The sequence below is a fragment of the Phycicoccus ginsengisoli genome (assembly GCF_054779295.1).
In genome coordinates this window covers 172,131-186,711 of the sequence record NZ_BAAGYN010000002.1, presented here as the reverse complement: position 1 = coordinate 186,711, position 14,581 = coordinate 172,131, and the positions used below count along the sequence as shown (strand labels likewise).

The window sequence follows — 14,581 nt, the reverse complement described above, 5'->3', positions numbered from 1 at the left end:
CGTGCATTTCGTGATCATGGGCTGTGGGCGGGTGGGGTCCTCCCTCGCGCACAGCCTCGAGGCCCAGGGCCACGACGTTGCCGTCATCGACCAGGAGGAGTCGGCCTTCCGCCGGCTCGGGTCCTCGTTCGAGGGGCGTCGGGTCACCGGTGTGGGCTTCGACCGCGACACGCTCAAGGAGGCCGGCATCGACGACGCGTACGCGTTCGCGGCCGTCTCCAGCGGTGACAACTCCAACATCCTGGCCGCCCGGGTCGCGCGCGAGACGTTCGGCGTCGAGCACGTCGTCGCCCGCATCTACGACCCCGGCCGCGCCGAGGTCTACCAGCGGCTCGGCATCCCCACCGTGGCGACGGTCAAGTGGACGTCCGACCAGATGATCCGCCGCCTGCTCCCCCAGGGCCACGTGCCCGAGCTGGTCGATCCCTCCGGGAAGGTCGTCATCGCCGAGGTCACCGTGAACCCGGCCTGGGTGGGCCACCGCATCAGTGCGCTCGAGGCGGCCACGGGCGCCCGCACGGCATACCTGACGCGACTGGGCTCGGGCATCCTCGTCGAGGCCGACACGGTGTTCCAGGAGGGCGACCTCCTCCACGTCGCCACCCTCGTCAGCGAGCTGCCCTCGGTGGAGCGCACGCTCGACGCGCCCCCGGCGCCCGGCGAGCACTGACCGCACCGGCCCCGAGGCACTCCGCACCGCGCCCCCGAGAACCACCCGACCCAGGAGAAGATCGATGCGTGTCGTCATCGCCGGCGCCGGCAGCGTGGGCCGCTCCATCGCCCGGGAGCTGCTGCACAACGGCCACCAGGTGCTCCTCATGGACAAGGAGCGCAAGGAGATCCAGAGCCGGATCCCCGAGGCCAGCTGGCTGCTCGCCGACGCCTGCGAGATCACGGCGCTGCACGAGGCCGGCCTGGCCGACTGCGACGTCGTCGTCGCGGCCACCGGCGACGACAAGGTCAACCTCGTCGTCTCGCTGCTCGCCAAGACCGAGTTCGGCGTGCCACGCACCGTGGCCCGGGTGAACAACCCGAAGAACGAGTGGATGTTCGACGAGGCCTGGGGCGTCGACGTCGCCGTCTCCACGCCGCGCCTCATGACGGCCCTCGTCGAGGAGGCCGTGAGCGTCGGTGACCTCGTCCGGATCTTCCAGTTCCAGCAGGGCCAGGCCACCATGGTCGAGCTCACGCTGCCGGCGGACAGCCCGTATGCCGGCAAGCGCGCCGGTGACGTGGCCTTCCCCGGGGAGACCGTGCTGGTGGGGATCATCCGTGAGGACCACCCCATCGCCCCCAGCCGCGACGACTCGCTCGAGCCGCACGACGAGTTGCTGTTCATCACCACTCCCGAGTTCGAGGACGAGCTCGAGGCGATGCTGAGCCCGGGCGACCGGCACCCCCGCGCGGCCGACTGAGGTACCGCCGGCTGAGGTACCACGGACCGAGGCACCACGGACCGTGGGCCGCTGAGCGGGATCGCTGAGCGAGGCTCGCGGAGCGGGCGCTCGGACCGAGGCGCTCGGACCGGGGCGCTCGGACCGGGGCGCTCGGACCAGCGCGTGCGGACGGGGTGGTGCGCCGGGTCCGGCTAGGGCGCGGCGGACTCGGTATCCGTCGAGGTCCCCCGCTCGGCCGCCTCCGCTGCGTGCTGGTGGGACGCGAGGGCGGCCGACGCGGCCTGGAGGTCCTGCGGCGTGTGGCCCCGGACGAGGAGCACGCCCATGACGGCGACCGCGCCGAGCCACAGCGGCCAGCCCAGGACGATCTTGGCGACCCCGAGCGCGGCGACGGCGCCGCCGAGGTAGAGCGGCACCATGATGAGGAGCCGGATCGCGAAGATCGCCACGAGCACGAGCGTGAGGCGCTGGCACACCCGGACGAGCCCGCGGTCGCGACGCCAGCCCAGGGGGTCCTCGGCGAGGTCCGGGTCTCCCGCGGCCACCATGAAGCCGACGAGGGGCCAGCGCGTGGCCACCGAGACCACCGCGACGACGCCCATCACGGCGTTCCAGAGGATCCCGGGCAGGAACGCGTCCTCGGCCCGGCCCGAGCGCAGCGCGAAGACCGCGGCAACGGCCGTGGGCAGGACGGCCTGGAGCACGTACTTCACGCTCTGGCGCTGGGCCACCCGCACGAGCGCGAGCACGACGGTGACGGCCACGGCCGCGACGACGGCGGTGCGCAGGTCGTCACGCACCACCCACGCGACGACGAAGGCGAGCGTGGGCAGCGCGGTCTCGAGCGAGCCGCGCCACCCGCCCAGCGCGGCGGACAGCCGGTGCCGGATGACCTCCTCGACCGTCGCCGTCCCGGTGACGGCGGGGTCAGTGCCCACGCGGCGGCACGATCTCGTAGGACGGGTTGAAGATGGTGGGGACACCGCGGGTCCAGGTGACCCGGCCGCTGGCGCGCAGGTACGTGCCGGGCGAGATCCCCCCGATGGTGCGCCGGCCGAGCCAGACCAGGTTGATGGTGCGGCTGCCGTCGTACAGGTCGACGACCAGCGCGGGGACGTTGACGCGCGGGCGCAACGTCACCGCGCGCACCGTGCCCGACACGGTGGCCTCCTGGCGGTCCACCAGGTCGCACATCGGGGTGCAGCCCATGCGGGCCGCGTCCTCTTGGAGCTCGTCGGCCTCCAGCTGGGTGACGGACTTGGTCAGCCGTTCGCCCAGCCGTGACAGCGCCGAGCGGCGCTCCTTCGTGCCGGGGCCTCCTGCCCGCGGGGTGGCGGTGGGGTGCGCCATGACTGCCTACCTGACCTCGGTGATCTCGGGACCGCGCTGGAACGGCTTGAGGTCGTCGGCGTGCGCGGGGGCCTCGCCCGACGGCGGGGTCTCGGGCCCTGCCGCCTGCGCGGGGAGCTGGAGCGCGAGCATCTCGCGCGGGGCCATCGCGGCGTCACCGCGGACCACCACGGTGCTGCGCACGACCTCGAGCAGCGGGGCTGCGGCCTCGTCGTCGATGGCGGCGCGCCCGGAGAAGACCGCCCGCAGGAACCAGCGGGGGCCGTCGACGCCGGCGAACCGGGCGGGGGCGAACACCGTCCGGCCGTCAGGACCGGCCGAGGGCATCCGCGTGCGCAGCTCGATGCCGAGCTGCCCTCGCGCCTCGTCGGCCGTGCCACCCTGGTCGAGGATGGACTCGGCGATCTCGCTGCGGATCTCGTCCCAGATGCCGGCGGTGCGGGGAGCCGCGAAGGCCTGCAGCTGCACGGCCGAGTCGGCGATGACGGCGGTGGCGCCGACCACCTGGCCGGCCTCCTCGTCGACCTCCAGCCGCAGCTCCATGCCGGGGATCCCTTGGATGCGCAGCCCCCCGAGGTCGAGCCGGCCGTCCGTCTCGGCGTCGACCTCGGAGGCGTCGAACGGGCCGACCTCCTCGCGACGGCCGGTGCGCGGTCCGGCGCCCGAGCCCGCAGCACTGTCCACCGCCGCGTCGTCCGTCTCCACCGCTGCGTCGTCGGTCGCCGGGCCCGACTCGTCCGTGGCCGGGTCCGCCTCGCCCGCCGTCGCGGCCGAGAGGCCGGCTGACTGCTCGTCGGCCCGGGCGTCGTCGACGCCGTCAGCCGGGACGGCCTGGTCGGTCTCGTCGCTCTGCTTGCCTCGTCGGAAGATTCCCACTGCTGTCGTCAGTCCTTCGTCGTCGTGGTGTGGTGCCCGAAGCCACCACTGGCCCCGTGTCCAGTGTCGCCCCGGGAGCTGTCGTCGAGCGAATCCACCTCGACGAACTCCACCCGCGCGACCTGCTGCACCACCAGCTGGGCGATGCGGTCGCCGCGGCGCACGGTGAACGGCTCCGTCGGGTCGAGGTTGACCAGGTTCACCAGCACCTCGCCCCGGTAGCCGGCGTCGACGGTGCCCGGCGCGTTGACGATGGTGATGCCGTGGCGGGCGGCGAGCCCGGAGCGGGGGTGCACGAGCCCGACGTACCCCTCGGGCAGGGCCAGGGCCACGCCGGTCGGGACGAGGGTGCGCTCCCCCGGCGCGAGCACCACCTCGAGGGCCGCGTGCAGGTCGGCACCGGCGTCGCCCGGGTGGGCGTACGAGGGCACCGGGAGGTCCGGGTCGAGCCGGCGCAGGGGCACCGGTACAGCGGTCGCGGGCAGGGCAGGCGCCGGGACGCGGGAAGGGTCAGCCACGTGGACTGACCCTATCCCTGTCCGGCCCTGCTGCCGTCCGTGCGGACGTCGGGGCCACCTACGCGGCGCACTCCCGGCACACCAGCACCCCGCCGGCCTCACTGGCCAGCTGGCTGCGGTGGTGCACCAGGAAGCACCGCGAGCAGGTGAACTCGTCGCTCTGGCGTGGGATGACCCGCACCGAGAGCTCCTCCCCCGACAGGTCGGCACCCGGGAGCTCGAAGCCCTCGGCCTGCTCGGCCTCGTCGACGTCCACGCTCGAGGCGCTCTTGTCGACCCGTCGGGACTTCAGCTCCTCGATCGAGTCCTCGGACAGCTCGTCATCGGTCTTGCGCGGCGCGTCGTAGTCAGTCGCCATGGTCGCTGTCGCTCTCCTGTTGCTCGGTACTGCTGGCCTCCCGCTCGCCGGGAAGTCAGTTCGCCGGTGTCAACGCGGGTGCGTGCGGTTTTGTGCCCACCGCAGGCCGGGATTGTGCCCCATGCAGCCCGAGGAGTCACCTCCGGGTCCAGATCCGTCGAGGCGGCCGTCGTGCAACGGCAGGGCGGTTGCCCCCTTCGGCCCGGATCGTGCCGGTTCGGCGGCCCCGATCCGGGGCACCGGGGCAACACCGATCCGGGCACCGGGGCAACACCAAGGAAGGGTCTGCGTTCACCCACGGTTCAGCCAAGACGGACAACCCGGTTCCCTCCCCGTGCGTTCCGGTGCATAGAGTCACTGGCCCGGCCCGAGCCCGACCTACGCCTCGTCCCAGACGAAGAGAGGGGTGCACGATGACCGAGTTCCACCATGAGATCCGAGCCCACGCGGTGAGCGCCATCGAGTCCCTGCGGGGAGCGCAGGACACCGGCGACGACTACCTGGCCTCGGTCCGCGAGGCCGAGCTGGAGAACCTGGCCCGCCTGGCGGCCGAGCACGGCCTGCGCATCCCCGAGCTGGCGGGGTTCGCCTCCGCCTGAGCACCCACGTCCCGACGAGCGGACGACGCGCCGGCCGGAGGGGTGCCGCCCTCAGGGGTGCAGGGCCGCCCACGCTGCCCTCAGGGGTGCAGGGCCGCCCACGCTGCCCTCAGTGGTGCAGGGCCGCCCACGCCGCCCTGACGGCGCGCTCCAGCTCCCGGTGCAGCGCGGGGGCGCCGGCGACCACCATGTCCGGGGTCGGCGGCCTGCCGTCCAGGCCCGTGAAGGCCCCACCCGCCTCCGTGAGCACGATCCAGGCGGCGGCCATGTCCCAGGCGTTGAGGCCCCACTCGAAGTAGCAGTCCAGGGTGCCGTGGGCGACCGCGCAGATGTCGAGCGCGGCGCTGCCGATGCGACGGATGTCACGGACCTGCGGCAGCACCTCGACGAGCAGCTCCGCCTGCGCCCGGCGACGGGCCGGGTCGTAGCCGAACCCGGTCCCCGTGAGCGCCTGCCCCAGGACCGGCGGCTCCCCCAGCTGCAGGCGGAGGGGCTCGGCGCCGGCCGCCCGCAGCCACGAGCCGCCGCCGCTGCGCGCGTGGAACAGCTCGCCGGTGACCGGGTTGACCACCGCTCCCGCGACGGGCTCCCAGGCGCCGGCCGTCGTGGGGTCGCCCACGACGGCCGCCACGGACACGGCATACGCGGGTAGGGAGTAGAGGTAGTTCACGGTGCCGTCGATCGGGTCGACGACCCAGGTCACGGCGGACCGAGCCGCCGCGCCGCCCTCCTCCTCACCGAGGAAGCCGTCCTGGGGGCGCAGCTCGGCCAGCCGGCTGCGCAGCAGGTCCTGGGCGCGCTGGTCCATCACCGTGACGATGTCGGTGGCAGTGCTCTTGGTCTTGGCCACCCGCAGGTCGCCCGGGCGCTCGTGCACGATGAGCCGGCCGGCCTCGACGGCCACCGCCATGGCGACCTGCTCCAGCTCCTCGAGCTCGTGCGCGCCGAGGCCCTCGACCCCCATCGTCAGTCCCGACCGCACAGGGCGGGCTTGGCCACCCGGAGGTTGGGGCAGCAGCCCGGGGCGCAGACCGAGTTCAGCGGCTCGCGGCCGGGCCACGACGGCTGGGCGGGCGCCTCGCCGCGCGCCAGCGCAGCCCGCTCCAGCAGCAGGTCGGCCAGCCCCGAGACGAACTCGGGGTCGACGCCGACGGTCGGCACCCGCACCATCCGCAGCCCGAGCCGCTCGGCGGTCTCTGCCGCCTCGGTGTCGAGGTCGTAGACGACCTCCATGTGGTCCGACACGAACCCGATCGGGGCGACCACGACGGCGCGCGCGCCCTCGGCAGCCAGCTCCTCGAAGCGGTCGTTGACGTCCGGCTCGAGCCACGGCTGGGTGGGCGGCCCGGACCGCGAGCAGAAGACCAGCTCGCCGTGCAGGTCGGTGTCCAGCGTCGCGTTGACCTCGTCGGTGATTGCCGCACCAAGGGCCCGGTGCTGGCGGGAGTAGGCGTTGCCCTCGCCGTCGCCCGGACCCGAGGTGTCGTCCATGGCGGTGGGGATCGAGTGGGTGACGAAGAGCAGGCGCACGGCGCCCGGGTCCTCCCCCGTGCGCAGGACCTCGCGGACCGCCTCGGTCACGAGCCGGCTGTTGGTGCGGGAGAAGCCCGGGTGGTTGGCGTAGGTCCGGATCTTGTCGACCTGCACGTCGACTCCCGCGGCCTCGACCTGCTCGCGCGCCGCCGCGAGGTCCTCGCGGTACTGCCGGCAGGAGGAGTAGCAGGAGTAGGCGCTGGTCATGACCGTCACCAGCCGTCGGATGCCGCGCTCGTGCGCCTCGGTGAGGGCGTCGGCGACGAACGGGGTGAAGTTGCGGTTGCCCCACACGATGGGGGTGTCGATCTCGCGGCGGTCGAGCTCGTCGCGCAGGGCGGAGATGAGCGCCCGGTTCTGGTCGTTGATCGGGCTCCGGCCGCCGAAGCCGTAGTAGTGCTCACCGACCTCCTCGAGCCGCTCGTCGGGGATGTCCCTGCCGGCCGTGACCCGGCGCAGGAACGGCAGGACGTCCTCGGGCTTCTCCGGGCCGCCGAAGGAGAGCAGGAGGATGCCGTCGTACGGCGCGAGGGGGTGCACGGCGCTCTCGGGTGCCGGCTGGGGGGCGTTCTCAGGAGTGCTCACGGGTAGATCCTCTACTGGGGGAGCTCGGTACGCAGGGGGCGGGGTGCGTGGACGTCGAGGACGACGGCCACCATCCGGACCGCGAAGACGAGGGCGACGCAGGACCAGATGACCAACGGGGTGGCGAGGTCGAAGTGGTGGGCGGTGACGATGAGGGCGGAGCCGAACAGCGCGGGCAGGGCGTACATCTCCCGGCGCAGCACCTCCGGCACCTGCCCTGCCAGCAGGTCGCGCAGCATGCCGCCCCCGACGGCCGTGATGCCGCCGACGAGCACGGAGGTGAGCGGGTCCATGCCGGCGCCGAGCGCCTTGAGCGAGCCGCCGATCGCGAAGACGGCGAGGCCGGCGGCGTCGAGCACGCGCACGAAGCGCGAGATGCGCTCGACGCCGGGGTGGTAGACGAAGGTCACCAGCCCGGCGACGACGGCGCAGGTGACCAGGCGCCAGTCCGAGATCCCGACCGGCGGGACGTGCCCGATGAGCAGGTCGCGCAGGACGCCTCCCCCGAGCGCCGCCGCACCGGCCAGCACGAGCACCCCGAAGAGGTCGAACCGCTTCTTCACCGCGACCAGGCCCCCCGACAGGGCGAACGCGAAGACCCCGACGAGGTCGAGGACCAGCTGCAGGTGGGTGTCGAGGGTGAGCATCGCAGGTCAAAAGTACCCGTGCGGCGTGGGCGCTTTCGTGGTGACCTCACGGATGGCAGAGTCGACGGACGAGGCCCTGCACCCACCGGGGCGGTACGGGAGAGGCAATGCGAGACCTGCGGCTCATCGGAGTCCACGAGGACGGGCAGCACCTGCTGCTGTCCGACAGCGCGGGCGAGCGGTTCCGCGTCCCGCTCGACGAGCCCCTGCGGGCGGCCGTGCGCCGCGACCGTCCCCGCCTGGGACAGCTGCAGATCGAGATCGACGGCGGCATGCGTCCCCGTGAGGTGCAGGCCCTGATCCGGGCCGGGTACTCCGCCCAGGAGGTGGCCGAGCGGTCGGGCTGGACGGTGGAGAAGGTCGCGAGGTACGAGGGACCGATCCTCGCCGAGCGCGAGTACGTCGCCGGGCTGGCCCGGACGGTCCGGATGCGCGGGCGCGGGGCCGGCGCCTCCGGGACGACGACGCTCGTGGCCCGGGTCAGCCAGCGGCTCTCGGGTCGCGGCGTCGACCCGGGCCTCGCCGAGTGGGACTCGGCCCGCAACGACAGCGGCGAGTGGACCGTCATCGTCACCTTCCCCGCGGGCGGCCGCGAGCGCCAGGCCCGCTGGTCCTTCGACGTGCCGGCCCGCACCGTCACCGCCGCCGACGACGAGGCGCGCTGGCTGAGCGAGGAGGAGGCCGCGACGCCGGCCTCGCCACTGCCCGCCCCCCACCTCGTGTCGACGCCGGTCCGGGCGACGACGGTGTACGACGTCGAGGCCGAGGGCGGTGTCGGCTCGCCCCGGCGACAGGCCGCTCCCCCGGTTCCCGACGAGCCGCTCGACCTCATGTCGGCGATGCGCGAGCGTGCGGCCCACCGGGGCCGGCCGCGGCGACGGCGCAGCACGCCGGCCCAGACCCCCGTCGACGAGGCACCCCGCGAGGACGCCCTGCCGCTGGAGGACCTGGCCTACGACCCCGAGACGATGCCCCCACCGCCCTCCGCCAAGGGTCGCCACCCGCTGGACGACGACGGCGCCGAGGTCGGCCTGGACGTGCTCCCCGCGGCCGAGCCGGAGACGGCGCCCGAGCCGACGCCGGCGGGGGCGCCGGAGGAGACGCGAGAACCGGAGGCGGGGCCGGAGACGGAGGCAACGGCGGAGCCCACGGCGACCCGTGTGCCGACGGCGACGCCTGCGCCGAAGAAGGCGCGAGAGCCGGAGGCAGCGCCCGGGCCGAAGTCAGCAGCCGAGCCGACGCCAGCGCGTGCGCCGGAGGCAGCGCCCGAGCCGAACTCAGCAGCCGAGCCGACGCCCGCGCGTGCGCCGAAGGCAGCGCCCGAGCCGACGCCCGAGCCGACGCCGGCGACCCGCCCGGCGAAGCGGCGTGCGGGCCGGCCCAGCGTGCCGAGCTGGGACGACGTCATGTTCGGGGCCAAGCCCCGGGAGTGACGCCTGCCGGGCGGCGTCAGCCCTGCGGCACCGGGCAGACGTCGAGGTCGAACGGCAGCACGTCGGGAGAGCTCGCCGCGGCCCGAGCCGCAGCAGAGTTCATCCGGCGCATGAAGTGCCGGCGGCACAGCACCTCGTACTCGACCAGGTCCTCGCCGCCGGGCTGGGTGTCGCCCACCACGACCTGCTCGCCCTCGACCACCATGGCGCCGTTGACGACGCGGGCGTTGTGCGTGGCACGACGGCCGCACCAGCACAGGGCCTCCACCTGGAGCACCTGCACCTTGTCCGCGAGCTCGATGAGTCGCTGCGAGCCCGGGAACAGCTGGGTGCGGAAGTCGGCGGTGATGCCGAAGGCGAAGACGTCCACCCCCATCTCGTCGACGATCCGGGCGAGCTGCTCGACCTGCTCGGCGGAGTAGAACTGGGCCTCGTCGCAGATGAGGTAGTCGACCCGGCGGCCCGAGGTGGCCTGCGACACCACGGTCTCCCAGAAGTCGAGGTCGTCGTGCACCTCGTGGGCCGCCGTCGACAGGCCCAGCCGCGAGGACAGGCGGTCCTCGCCACCCCGGTCGAGCTTGCTGAAGATGAGCCCGTGCCGGCCCCGGGTCCGGTGGTTGTGGTCCATCTGGAGGGCGAGGGTGGACTTGCCGGAGTCCATGGTCCCGGAGAAGAAGACGAGCTCAGCCACGAGAGGACACCCTAGGCGCTGATCCGGGCCGGGACGTGGAACAACGGCACCGCGGACTCCTCCGGTGTCAGGGATCCGTGCAGGCCGAGCAGCGCCAGCAGCTTCGGACGCGCCCGCCGCGAGTCGACGATGGCGAAGTTGTCGCGCATCGCGACGACGAGGTCCCCGATCCGCGGCCGGTTGCGGTCGGCCACCGCGCCGAACCAGCCCTCCTCGACCGCGTCGTCCCGCGTACGGATCCACGCCCGCTCGCCCACCCGCTCGCGCCAGATGTGGGCGACGTCCCGCGCCGCACCGGGCTGGCAGTACAGGTGCAGGGCGCGGGGCTCGCCCCCGACGTGCCGGATGCCGGCGGCCAGCTCGACGTCGTGGGCCAGGTCGATCCGCAGCGCGTGGGGCGCGTCGACCATGCCGTGGTCGGCCGTCACGAGCACGGCGGTGTCCGAGGGGACGCCGCCGACGAGCCGGGAGATCTCGGCGTCGATCGCCTCGAGCTCGTCGCCCCACTCCCAGGACTGGCACCCGTGGACGTGGCCCACCTTGTCCAGGTCGCCCCAGTAGACGTAGACCAGGGCGCGCGGGTCGCGGCGCAGGGCAGCCTGGGCGGCGTCGACCCGGGCGGCGAGGCTGTCGGCGGCGACGAAGCGGCCCCCGCGCACCGCGGCGCGGGTCAGGCCCGAGCCGTCGAAGAACGCCGGCCCGACCCGGGTGACGCGGACCCCGTCGCGGTCGGCGGCCTCGAGCACGGTCTCGACCGGCTGCCAGACGCGCGGGTCGGGGCCGTCCTCCCAGGACAGCTCGTTGACGAGCCGGTCCTCCCCCGGCACCAGCACCTCGTACCCCAGCAGGCCGTGGACGCCGGGCGGGGCGCCGGTCCCGAACGTCGCCATGGACGTCGCGGTCGTCGAGGGGAAGCCGGCGGTGAGCCGGTGGGCGGCGGGGAGCAGGGACCGCAGGTAGGGCGCGTGACCGCCCCGGCGGCGGATCAGCTCGTAGCCGAGGCCGTCGACGAGGACGACCACGGCGCGCCGGGCCGGGGGCAGCTCGATCGGTGCCCGCCCGGCATACCCGGCGACGCCGAGGGCGGCGGCCACGGACGGGAGCACGCCGGCGAGGCCTGCGTCGTCGTAGCGGGGTTGGGTCAGGCCCTCGTGCGGCATCGGCTAGCCGACGTCCGGGGCAGTCAGCACGGGCACGACGTCACCGTCCGATGCCGGCGGACAGGTCGCGGGCGAAGCCCAGCGCCTGTCGCAGTGCTGCCTCGCCCTCGGCGTCGGCGCTGATCCGCAGGGAGATGTCGTCGGAGGCGATGCTGCCCTCGTAGCCGTGGTCGGCGTCGCAGTCGGGGTCGGCGCACGAGGCCGGCACGAGGTCCACGCGGCTCACCGCACCCCAGCCGAGCGTCAGCGTGATCTCGCGGCCGAGCGAGCCGGGGCGGTACTCCTGTGGGTTGGAGACGACGTGGGTGACCATCACGCCGCGCACGGCCGACAGCGGCACGCTCTCGGTGGTGGCGGTGGCGGTGTCCTCGTGCTCGGGGCTCTCGTCGGTGTGGTCGTCGGCGTGGGCGATGACGAGCCGGGTCGCGGTCACGGCGAGCACCGTGATGTGGCGGCGCACCACGTCGTGGTCGAAGGTCGTCTCCTGGTGGACCAGGTGCGTGACGACGTCCTCCCCCGCGAGCGCTGCCTGGACGACGTCACCCACGAGGGCGGGGTAGTAGCCGGCCCGCTCGATCGCCCTGGTGAGGTCGTCGGGGAGCGGTGCCAGCGGCGTGGACGCGCTGGACGGCGAGGTCGGACCCATGAGCCCATCCTGCCCTAGCGCGGGACACCTCGCCGGACTGGGCCGGGGCCCCGGCATCCCCGCAGGTCAGCCTCTCGCCGGGGCCCGCGGGCCGCTCAGGTGAGGGTGCGCCGGCCCGGGTCCTTGCGCCGCGGCATCGGCGACAGGGTCACCTCGGCCCCCAGCACCTCGACCCCACCGGTGTGGGCGTTCACCGGGTTGAGCACGAGGCTCGCGACCTCGGGGAGGTTGTCGGCGAGCACCGAGACCCGGGCGATGAGGTCCGCGAGCGCGGCCCGGTGGACCGGGGCGGCGCCCCGGTGGCCGTGCAGCATCGGGGACGCCTTCACCGAGGAGATGAGGTCGGAGACGTCGACGTCGGTCAGGGGCGGGATCCGGTGGCCGATGTCGCCGAGCAGCTCGGTCGGAGCCCCGGCGATGCTGAACGACACCACCGGCCCGAAGAGCGGGTCCTCCTCGCTGCGCACGACGCAGGAGATGCCGGGCTGGGTGGCCATCCGCTGCACGACGAACGCGTTCGCGGCCAGCGGGGTGAGCAGCTCGTTGAGCGCCTCGAACGCCCCGCGGAGCTGGGCCTCGGTGCGCAGGTCCACACGGATGCCGGACAGGCCGGGCGAGTGCTGCATCAGCGGCGCGACCGACTTCACCACGACGGGGTAGCCGACCGCCTCCGCCGCCGCGACGGCCTCGTCCGCCGTGGTGGCGGGCAGGCTCTGCCACATCTCGATGCCGTACGCCTGCAGCAGGTGGCCCGCCTCGGCCGGCGTGAGCCGCCGTCCCTCCGGGTCACGCTCGAGCACCTCGTCGACGAGGTGCTGGGCCGCCTCGCGGTCGATGCCCACCGGCCGGACGGGGACGCCGTGGTCGCGCGAGCGCCACGCGGCATACCGGGTGGCGGCGGCGAGGGCGCGCACCGCGTCCTCGGGCATGGAGTATGCCGGGACCACCTCCTCGCGCCCGTCGCTCGTCGTGCCGGCGAGGCGCTCGACGACGCCGCGCATCCCGAGGAACGTCGCCAGGCACGGCTTGTCGGACTCCAGCGCGGCGTCTCGGACGGCGGTCGCGACGTCCTCGTCCAGGGTGACCAGGGGCGGGATGAAGCAGGTGAGCACGCTGTCGACGTCGGGGGCGGCGAAGGCGTCCGCGAGGGCCTGCGCGAACAGCTCGCCCCGCGCGTCGCTCGGCAGGGACACCGGGCCGTGGGTGACCTCGAGCCCCCAGCTGACGCAGGCCTCCGCGGTGAGGGCGCCGAGGGCGTCGGAGTTGCCCACGACGGCCACGCGGTTCCCGCCGGGCAGGGGCTGGTGCACGAGCAGCTGGGCCACGTCGAACATCTGGTGCACGTTCTCGACGCGGATGACGCCGGCCTGGCGCAGCATCGCGTCGAAGGCCTCGGGCCGCACCCTGGTCGTCCGGGCCCGGTGCCCCGGGGGGACGCCGTAGGAGGAGACCCCCGACTTCACCACGACGACCGGCTTGGTGAGGGCGAGGCGCCGGGCGATCCGGGAGAACTTGCGCGGGTTCCCCATCGACTCGAGGTAGAGGCCGACGACGTCGGTGTCCGGGTCGTCGATCCAGTACTGCATGAAGTCGTTGCCGGAGACGTCGACCCGGTTGCCGGCCGACGCGAACACCGAGATCCCCAGGCCGCGACGCGCGGCGGAGGCCAGGACCGCGATGCCGAGGGCGCCGCTCTGGGCGAACAGGCCCAGGCGACCGGCGGGCGGCAGCTCCGGGGCGAGCGAGGCGTTGAGCCGCACGTGCGGCGAGTTGTTGATGACGCCGAAGGAGTTGGGCCCGAGCACCCGCATCCCGGCGTCCCGCGCCGCGGTGAGGAGCGCGGCCTGCCGCTGCTCCCCCTCCGGTCCGGCCTCGGCGAAACCGGCGCTCACCACGAGCAGCGTCCGCACCCCCGCCTCGGCGCAGTCGGCGACCACCTCGAGGACCTCGTCCGAGGGGACCGCGACGACCGCGAGGTCGACGTCGTCCGGGATCTCCGAGACGCGCGTGTGGCTCGGCAGCCCGAGCACCTCCATCGCCTCGCGGTTGACGGCGTGCACCGCGCCGTGGAAGCCGGCGGCGAGGATGTTGGCCAGGATCCGGTGGCCGATCGAGTCGGTGCGGCGGCTGGCGCCGACCACGGCGATGGAGTCCGGGAACAGGACCGAGTGCATGCTCACCGACTCGGCGCGGTGCTCGCGCGACAGCCGCACGGCCTCGGAGCGCTCGGTGGGCTGGATGTCGAACCGCAGCGACACCACACCGTCCTCGAACCGCCGGCTCACCTCGTACCCGGCGTCGCCGAACACCGAGATCATCTTGCGGTTCTGCGGCAGCACCTCCGCCGTGAACTCCTCGATCCCGGACTCCCACGCGATGACCGCGAGGTGCTCGAGCAGCACCGAGCCGATGCCCTTGCCCTGGAAGGAGTCCGAGATGTTGAACGCCACTTCGGCGCTCGTCGGGGTGACCCGGTCGTAGCGGCCGATGCCGATGATCTCGCCCCGCACGGTCGCCACCAGGGCGACCCGGTCGTGGTAGTCGACCGTGGTGAAGCGGGTGACGTCACGCTCGCTGAGCTGGCGCAGCGGCGCGAAGAAGCGCATGTAGATCGACTCGTCCGACTGCCCCGCGTGGAAGCGGTGCACGGCCGGTGCGTCGGCGGGGGTGATGGGGCGCAGGTGGGCGACCGACCCGTCGCGGAGCACGACGTCGGCCTCCCACCACGCCGGGTACCCGGGTGGAGGGGCCGCGGCCTGCGTCATGGCGCCAAGCATGGCAGACCGGC

16 protein-coding genes are annotated in these 14,581 nt (G+C 73.9%); 4 read left to right on the top strand and 12 right to left on the bottom strand.

The genetic code is table 11. The features are described from left to right. The first annotated feature begins 1 nt into the window (after nucleotide 1). Both ACYVDO_RS03505 and ACYVDO_RS03500 read left to right on the top strand, forming a co-directional pair. Complete coding sequence (locus tag ACYVDO_RS03505; RefSeq protein ID WP_460932841.1) at nucleotides 2-670, top strand: potassium channel family protein; 669 nt, start codon at nucleotides 2-4, stop codon at nucleotides 668-670. Nucleotides 671-734: 64 nt separating this feature from the next. Further along, nucleotides 735-1,415, top strand: a complete 681-nt coding sequence (locus ACYVDO_RS03500) for a potassium channel family protein (protein WP_460932840.1) — start codon at nucleotides 735-737, stop codon at nucleotides 1,413-1,415. 173 nt (nucleotides 1,416-1,588) lie between these two features. On the opposite strand, the gene ACYVDO_RS03495 is transcribed toward ACYVDO_RS03500, so the two are convergent. From ACYVDO_RS03495 to ACYVDO_RS03475, 5 genes are read right to left on the bottom strand one after another with little or no spacing between them, the layout of a single operon-like run. Beyond that, the gene (locus ACYVDO_RS03495; protein ID WP_460932839.1) at nucleotides 1,589-2,335 is read right to left on the bottom strand and encodes a DUF3159 domain-containing protein; all 747 of its coding nucleotides are present in this window, start codon (nucleotides 2,333-2,335) and stop codon (nucleotides 1,589-1,591) included. Beyond that, nucleotides 2,325-2,747, bottom strand: coding sequence for an OB-fold nucleic acid binding domain-containing protein (locus ACYVDO_RS03490; RefSeq protein WP_460932838.1), 423 nt, complete (start codon nucleotides 2,745-2,747; stop codon nucleotides 2,325-2,327). The genes ACYVDO_RS03495 and ACYVDO_RS03490 overlap by 11 nt, the downstream gene beginning before the upstream one ends. Before the next feature lie 6 nt (nucleotides 2,748-2,753). Then, nucleotides 2,754-3,623, bottom strand: coding sequence for a DUF3710 domain-containing protein (locus ACYVDO_RS03485; protein ID WP_460932837.1), 870 nt, complete (start codon nucleotides 3,621-3,623; stop codon nucleotides 2,754-2,756). Nucleotides 3,624-3,631: 8 nt separating this feature from the next. Continuing rightward, complete coding sequence (dut, locus tag ACYVDO_RS03480) at nucleotides 3,632-4,141, bottom strand: dUTP diphosphatase (protein ID WP_460932836.1); 510 nt, start codon at nucleotides 4,139-4,141, stop codon at nucleotides 3,632-3,634. A 58-nt stretch (nucleotides 4,142-4,199) separates the two neighbouring features. After that, nucleotides 4,200-4,499 carry a DUF4193 domain-containing protein gene (locus ACYVDO_RS03475; protein ID WP_310156266.1) on the bottom strand — a complete coding sequence of 100 codons (300 nt, stop codon included), beginning with the start codon at nucleotides 4,497-4,499 and terminating at the stop codon, nucleotides 4,200-4,202. Nucleotides 4,500-4,912: 413 nt separating this feature from the next. On the opposite strand from ACYVDO_RS03475, the gene ACYVDO_RS03470 reads away from it, so the two are divergent. Next, the gene (locus tag ACYVDO_RS03470; RefSeq protein WP_460932835.1) at nucleotides 4,913-5,098 is read left to right on the top strand and encodes a hypothetical protein; all 186 of its coding nucleotides are present in this window, start codon (nucleotides 4,913-4,915) and stop codon (nucleotides 5,096-5,098) included. Nucleotides 5,099-5,207: 109 nt separating this feature from the next. Here ACYVDO_RS03470 and ACYVDO_RS03465 read toward each other — a convergent pair whose 3' ends face one another. The 3 genes from ACYVDO_RS03465 to ACYVDO_RS03455 are packed head-to-tail and all read right to left on the bottom strand — an operon-like array spanning nucleotide 5,208 to nucleotide 7,863. Beyond that, a complete protein-coding gene (locus ACYVDO_RS03465; protein WP_460932834.1) occupies nucleotides 5,208-6,062 on the bottom strand; it encodes an inositol monophosphatase family protein in 855 nt (284 codons plus the stop codon). Nucleotides 6,063-6,064: 2 nt separating this feature from the next. After that, nucleotides 6,065-7,216, bottom strand: a complete 1,152-nt coding sequence (locus ACYVDO_RS03460) for a ferrochelatase (RefSeq protein ID WP_460932833.1) — start codon at nucleotides 7,214-7,216, stop codon at nucleotides 6,065-6,067. An 11-nt stretch (nucleotides 7,217-7,227) separates the two neighbouring features. Further along, complete coding sequence (locus ACYVDO_RS03455) at nucleotides 7,228-7,863, bottom strand: trimeric intracellular cation channel family protein (RefSeq protein ID WP_460932832.1); 636 nt, start codon at nucleotides 7,861-7,863, stop codon at nucleotides 7,228-7,230. Nucleotides 7,864-7,970: 107 nt separating this feature from the next. Between ACYVDO_RS03455 and sepH the strand changes: the two genes are divergently transcribed. Continuing rightward, the gene (gene sepH, locus ACYVDO_RS03450) at nucleotides 7,971-9,296 is read left to right on the top strand and encodes a septation protein SepH (RefSeq protein WP_460932831.1); all 1,326 of its coding nucleotides are present in this window, start codon (nucleotides 7,971-7,973) and stop codon (nucleotides 9,294-9,296) included. Nucleotides 9,297-9,312: 16 nt separating this feature from the next. On the opposite strand, the gene ACYVDO_RS03445 is transcribed toward sepH, so the two are convergent. From ACYVDO_RS03445 to ACYVDO_RS03430, 4 genes are all read right to left on the bottom strand, one after another. Then, nucleotides 9,313-9,987 (bottom strand): thymidine kinase, encoded by a 675-nt coding sequence (locus ACYVDO_RS03445; protein ID WP_460932830.1) that lies wholly within the window; start codon nucleotides 9,985-9,987, stop codon nucleotides 9,313-9,315. 11 nt (nucleotides 9,988-9,998) lie between these two features. Then, on the bottom strand, nucleotides 9,999-11,147 hold the full coding sequence (locus ACYVDO_RS03440) for an alkaline phosphatase family protein (RefSeq protein WP_460932829.1): 1,149 nt from the start codon (nucleotides 11,145-11,147) through the stop codon (nucleotides 9,999-10,001). 40 nt (nucleotides 11,148-11,187) lie between these two features. Beyond that, the gene (locus ACYVDO_RS03435; protein ID WP_460932828.1) at nucleotides 11,188-11,793 is read right to left on the bottom strand and encodes a DUF5998 family protein; all 606 of its coding nucleotides are present in this window, start codon (nucleotides 11,791-11,793) and stop codon (nucleotides 11,188-11,190) included. 95 nt (nucleotides 11,794-11,888) lie between these two features. Continuing rightward, nucleotides 11,889-14,558: a bifunctional acetate--CoA ligase family protein/GNAT family N-acetyltransferase gene (locus ACYVDO_RS03430; RefSeq protein ID WP_460932827.1), complete on the bottom strand. Its 2,670-nt coding sequence runs from the start codon at nucleotides 14,556-14,558 to the stop codon at nucleotides 11,889-11,891. Nucleotides 14,559-14,581: the final 23 nt, after the last annotated feature.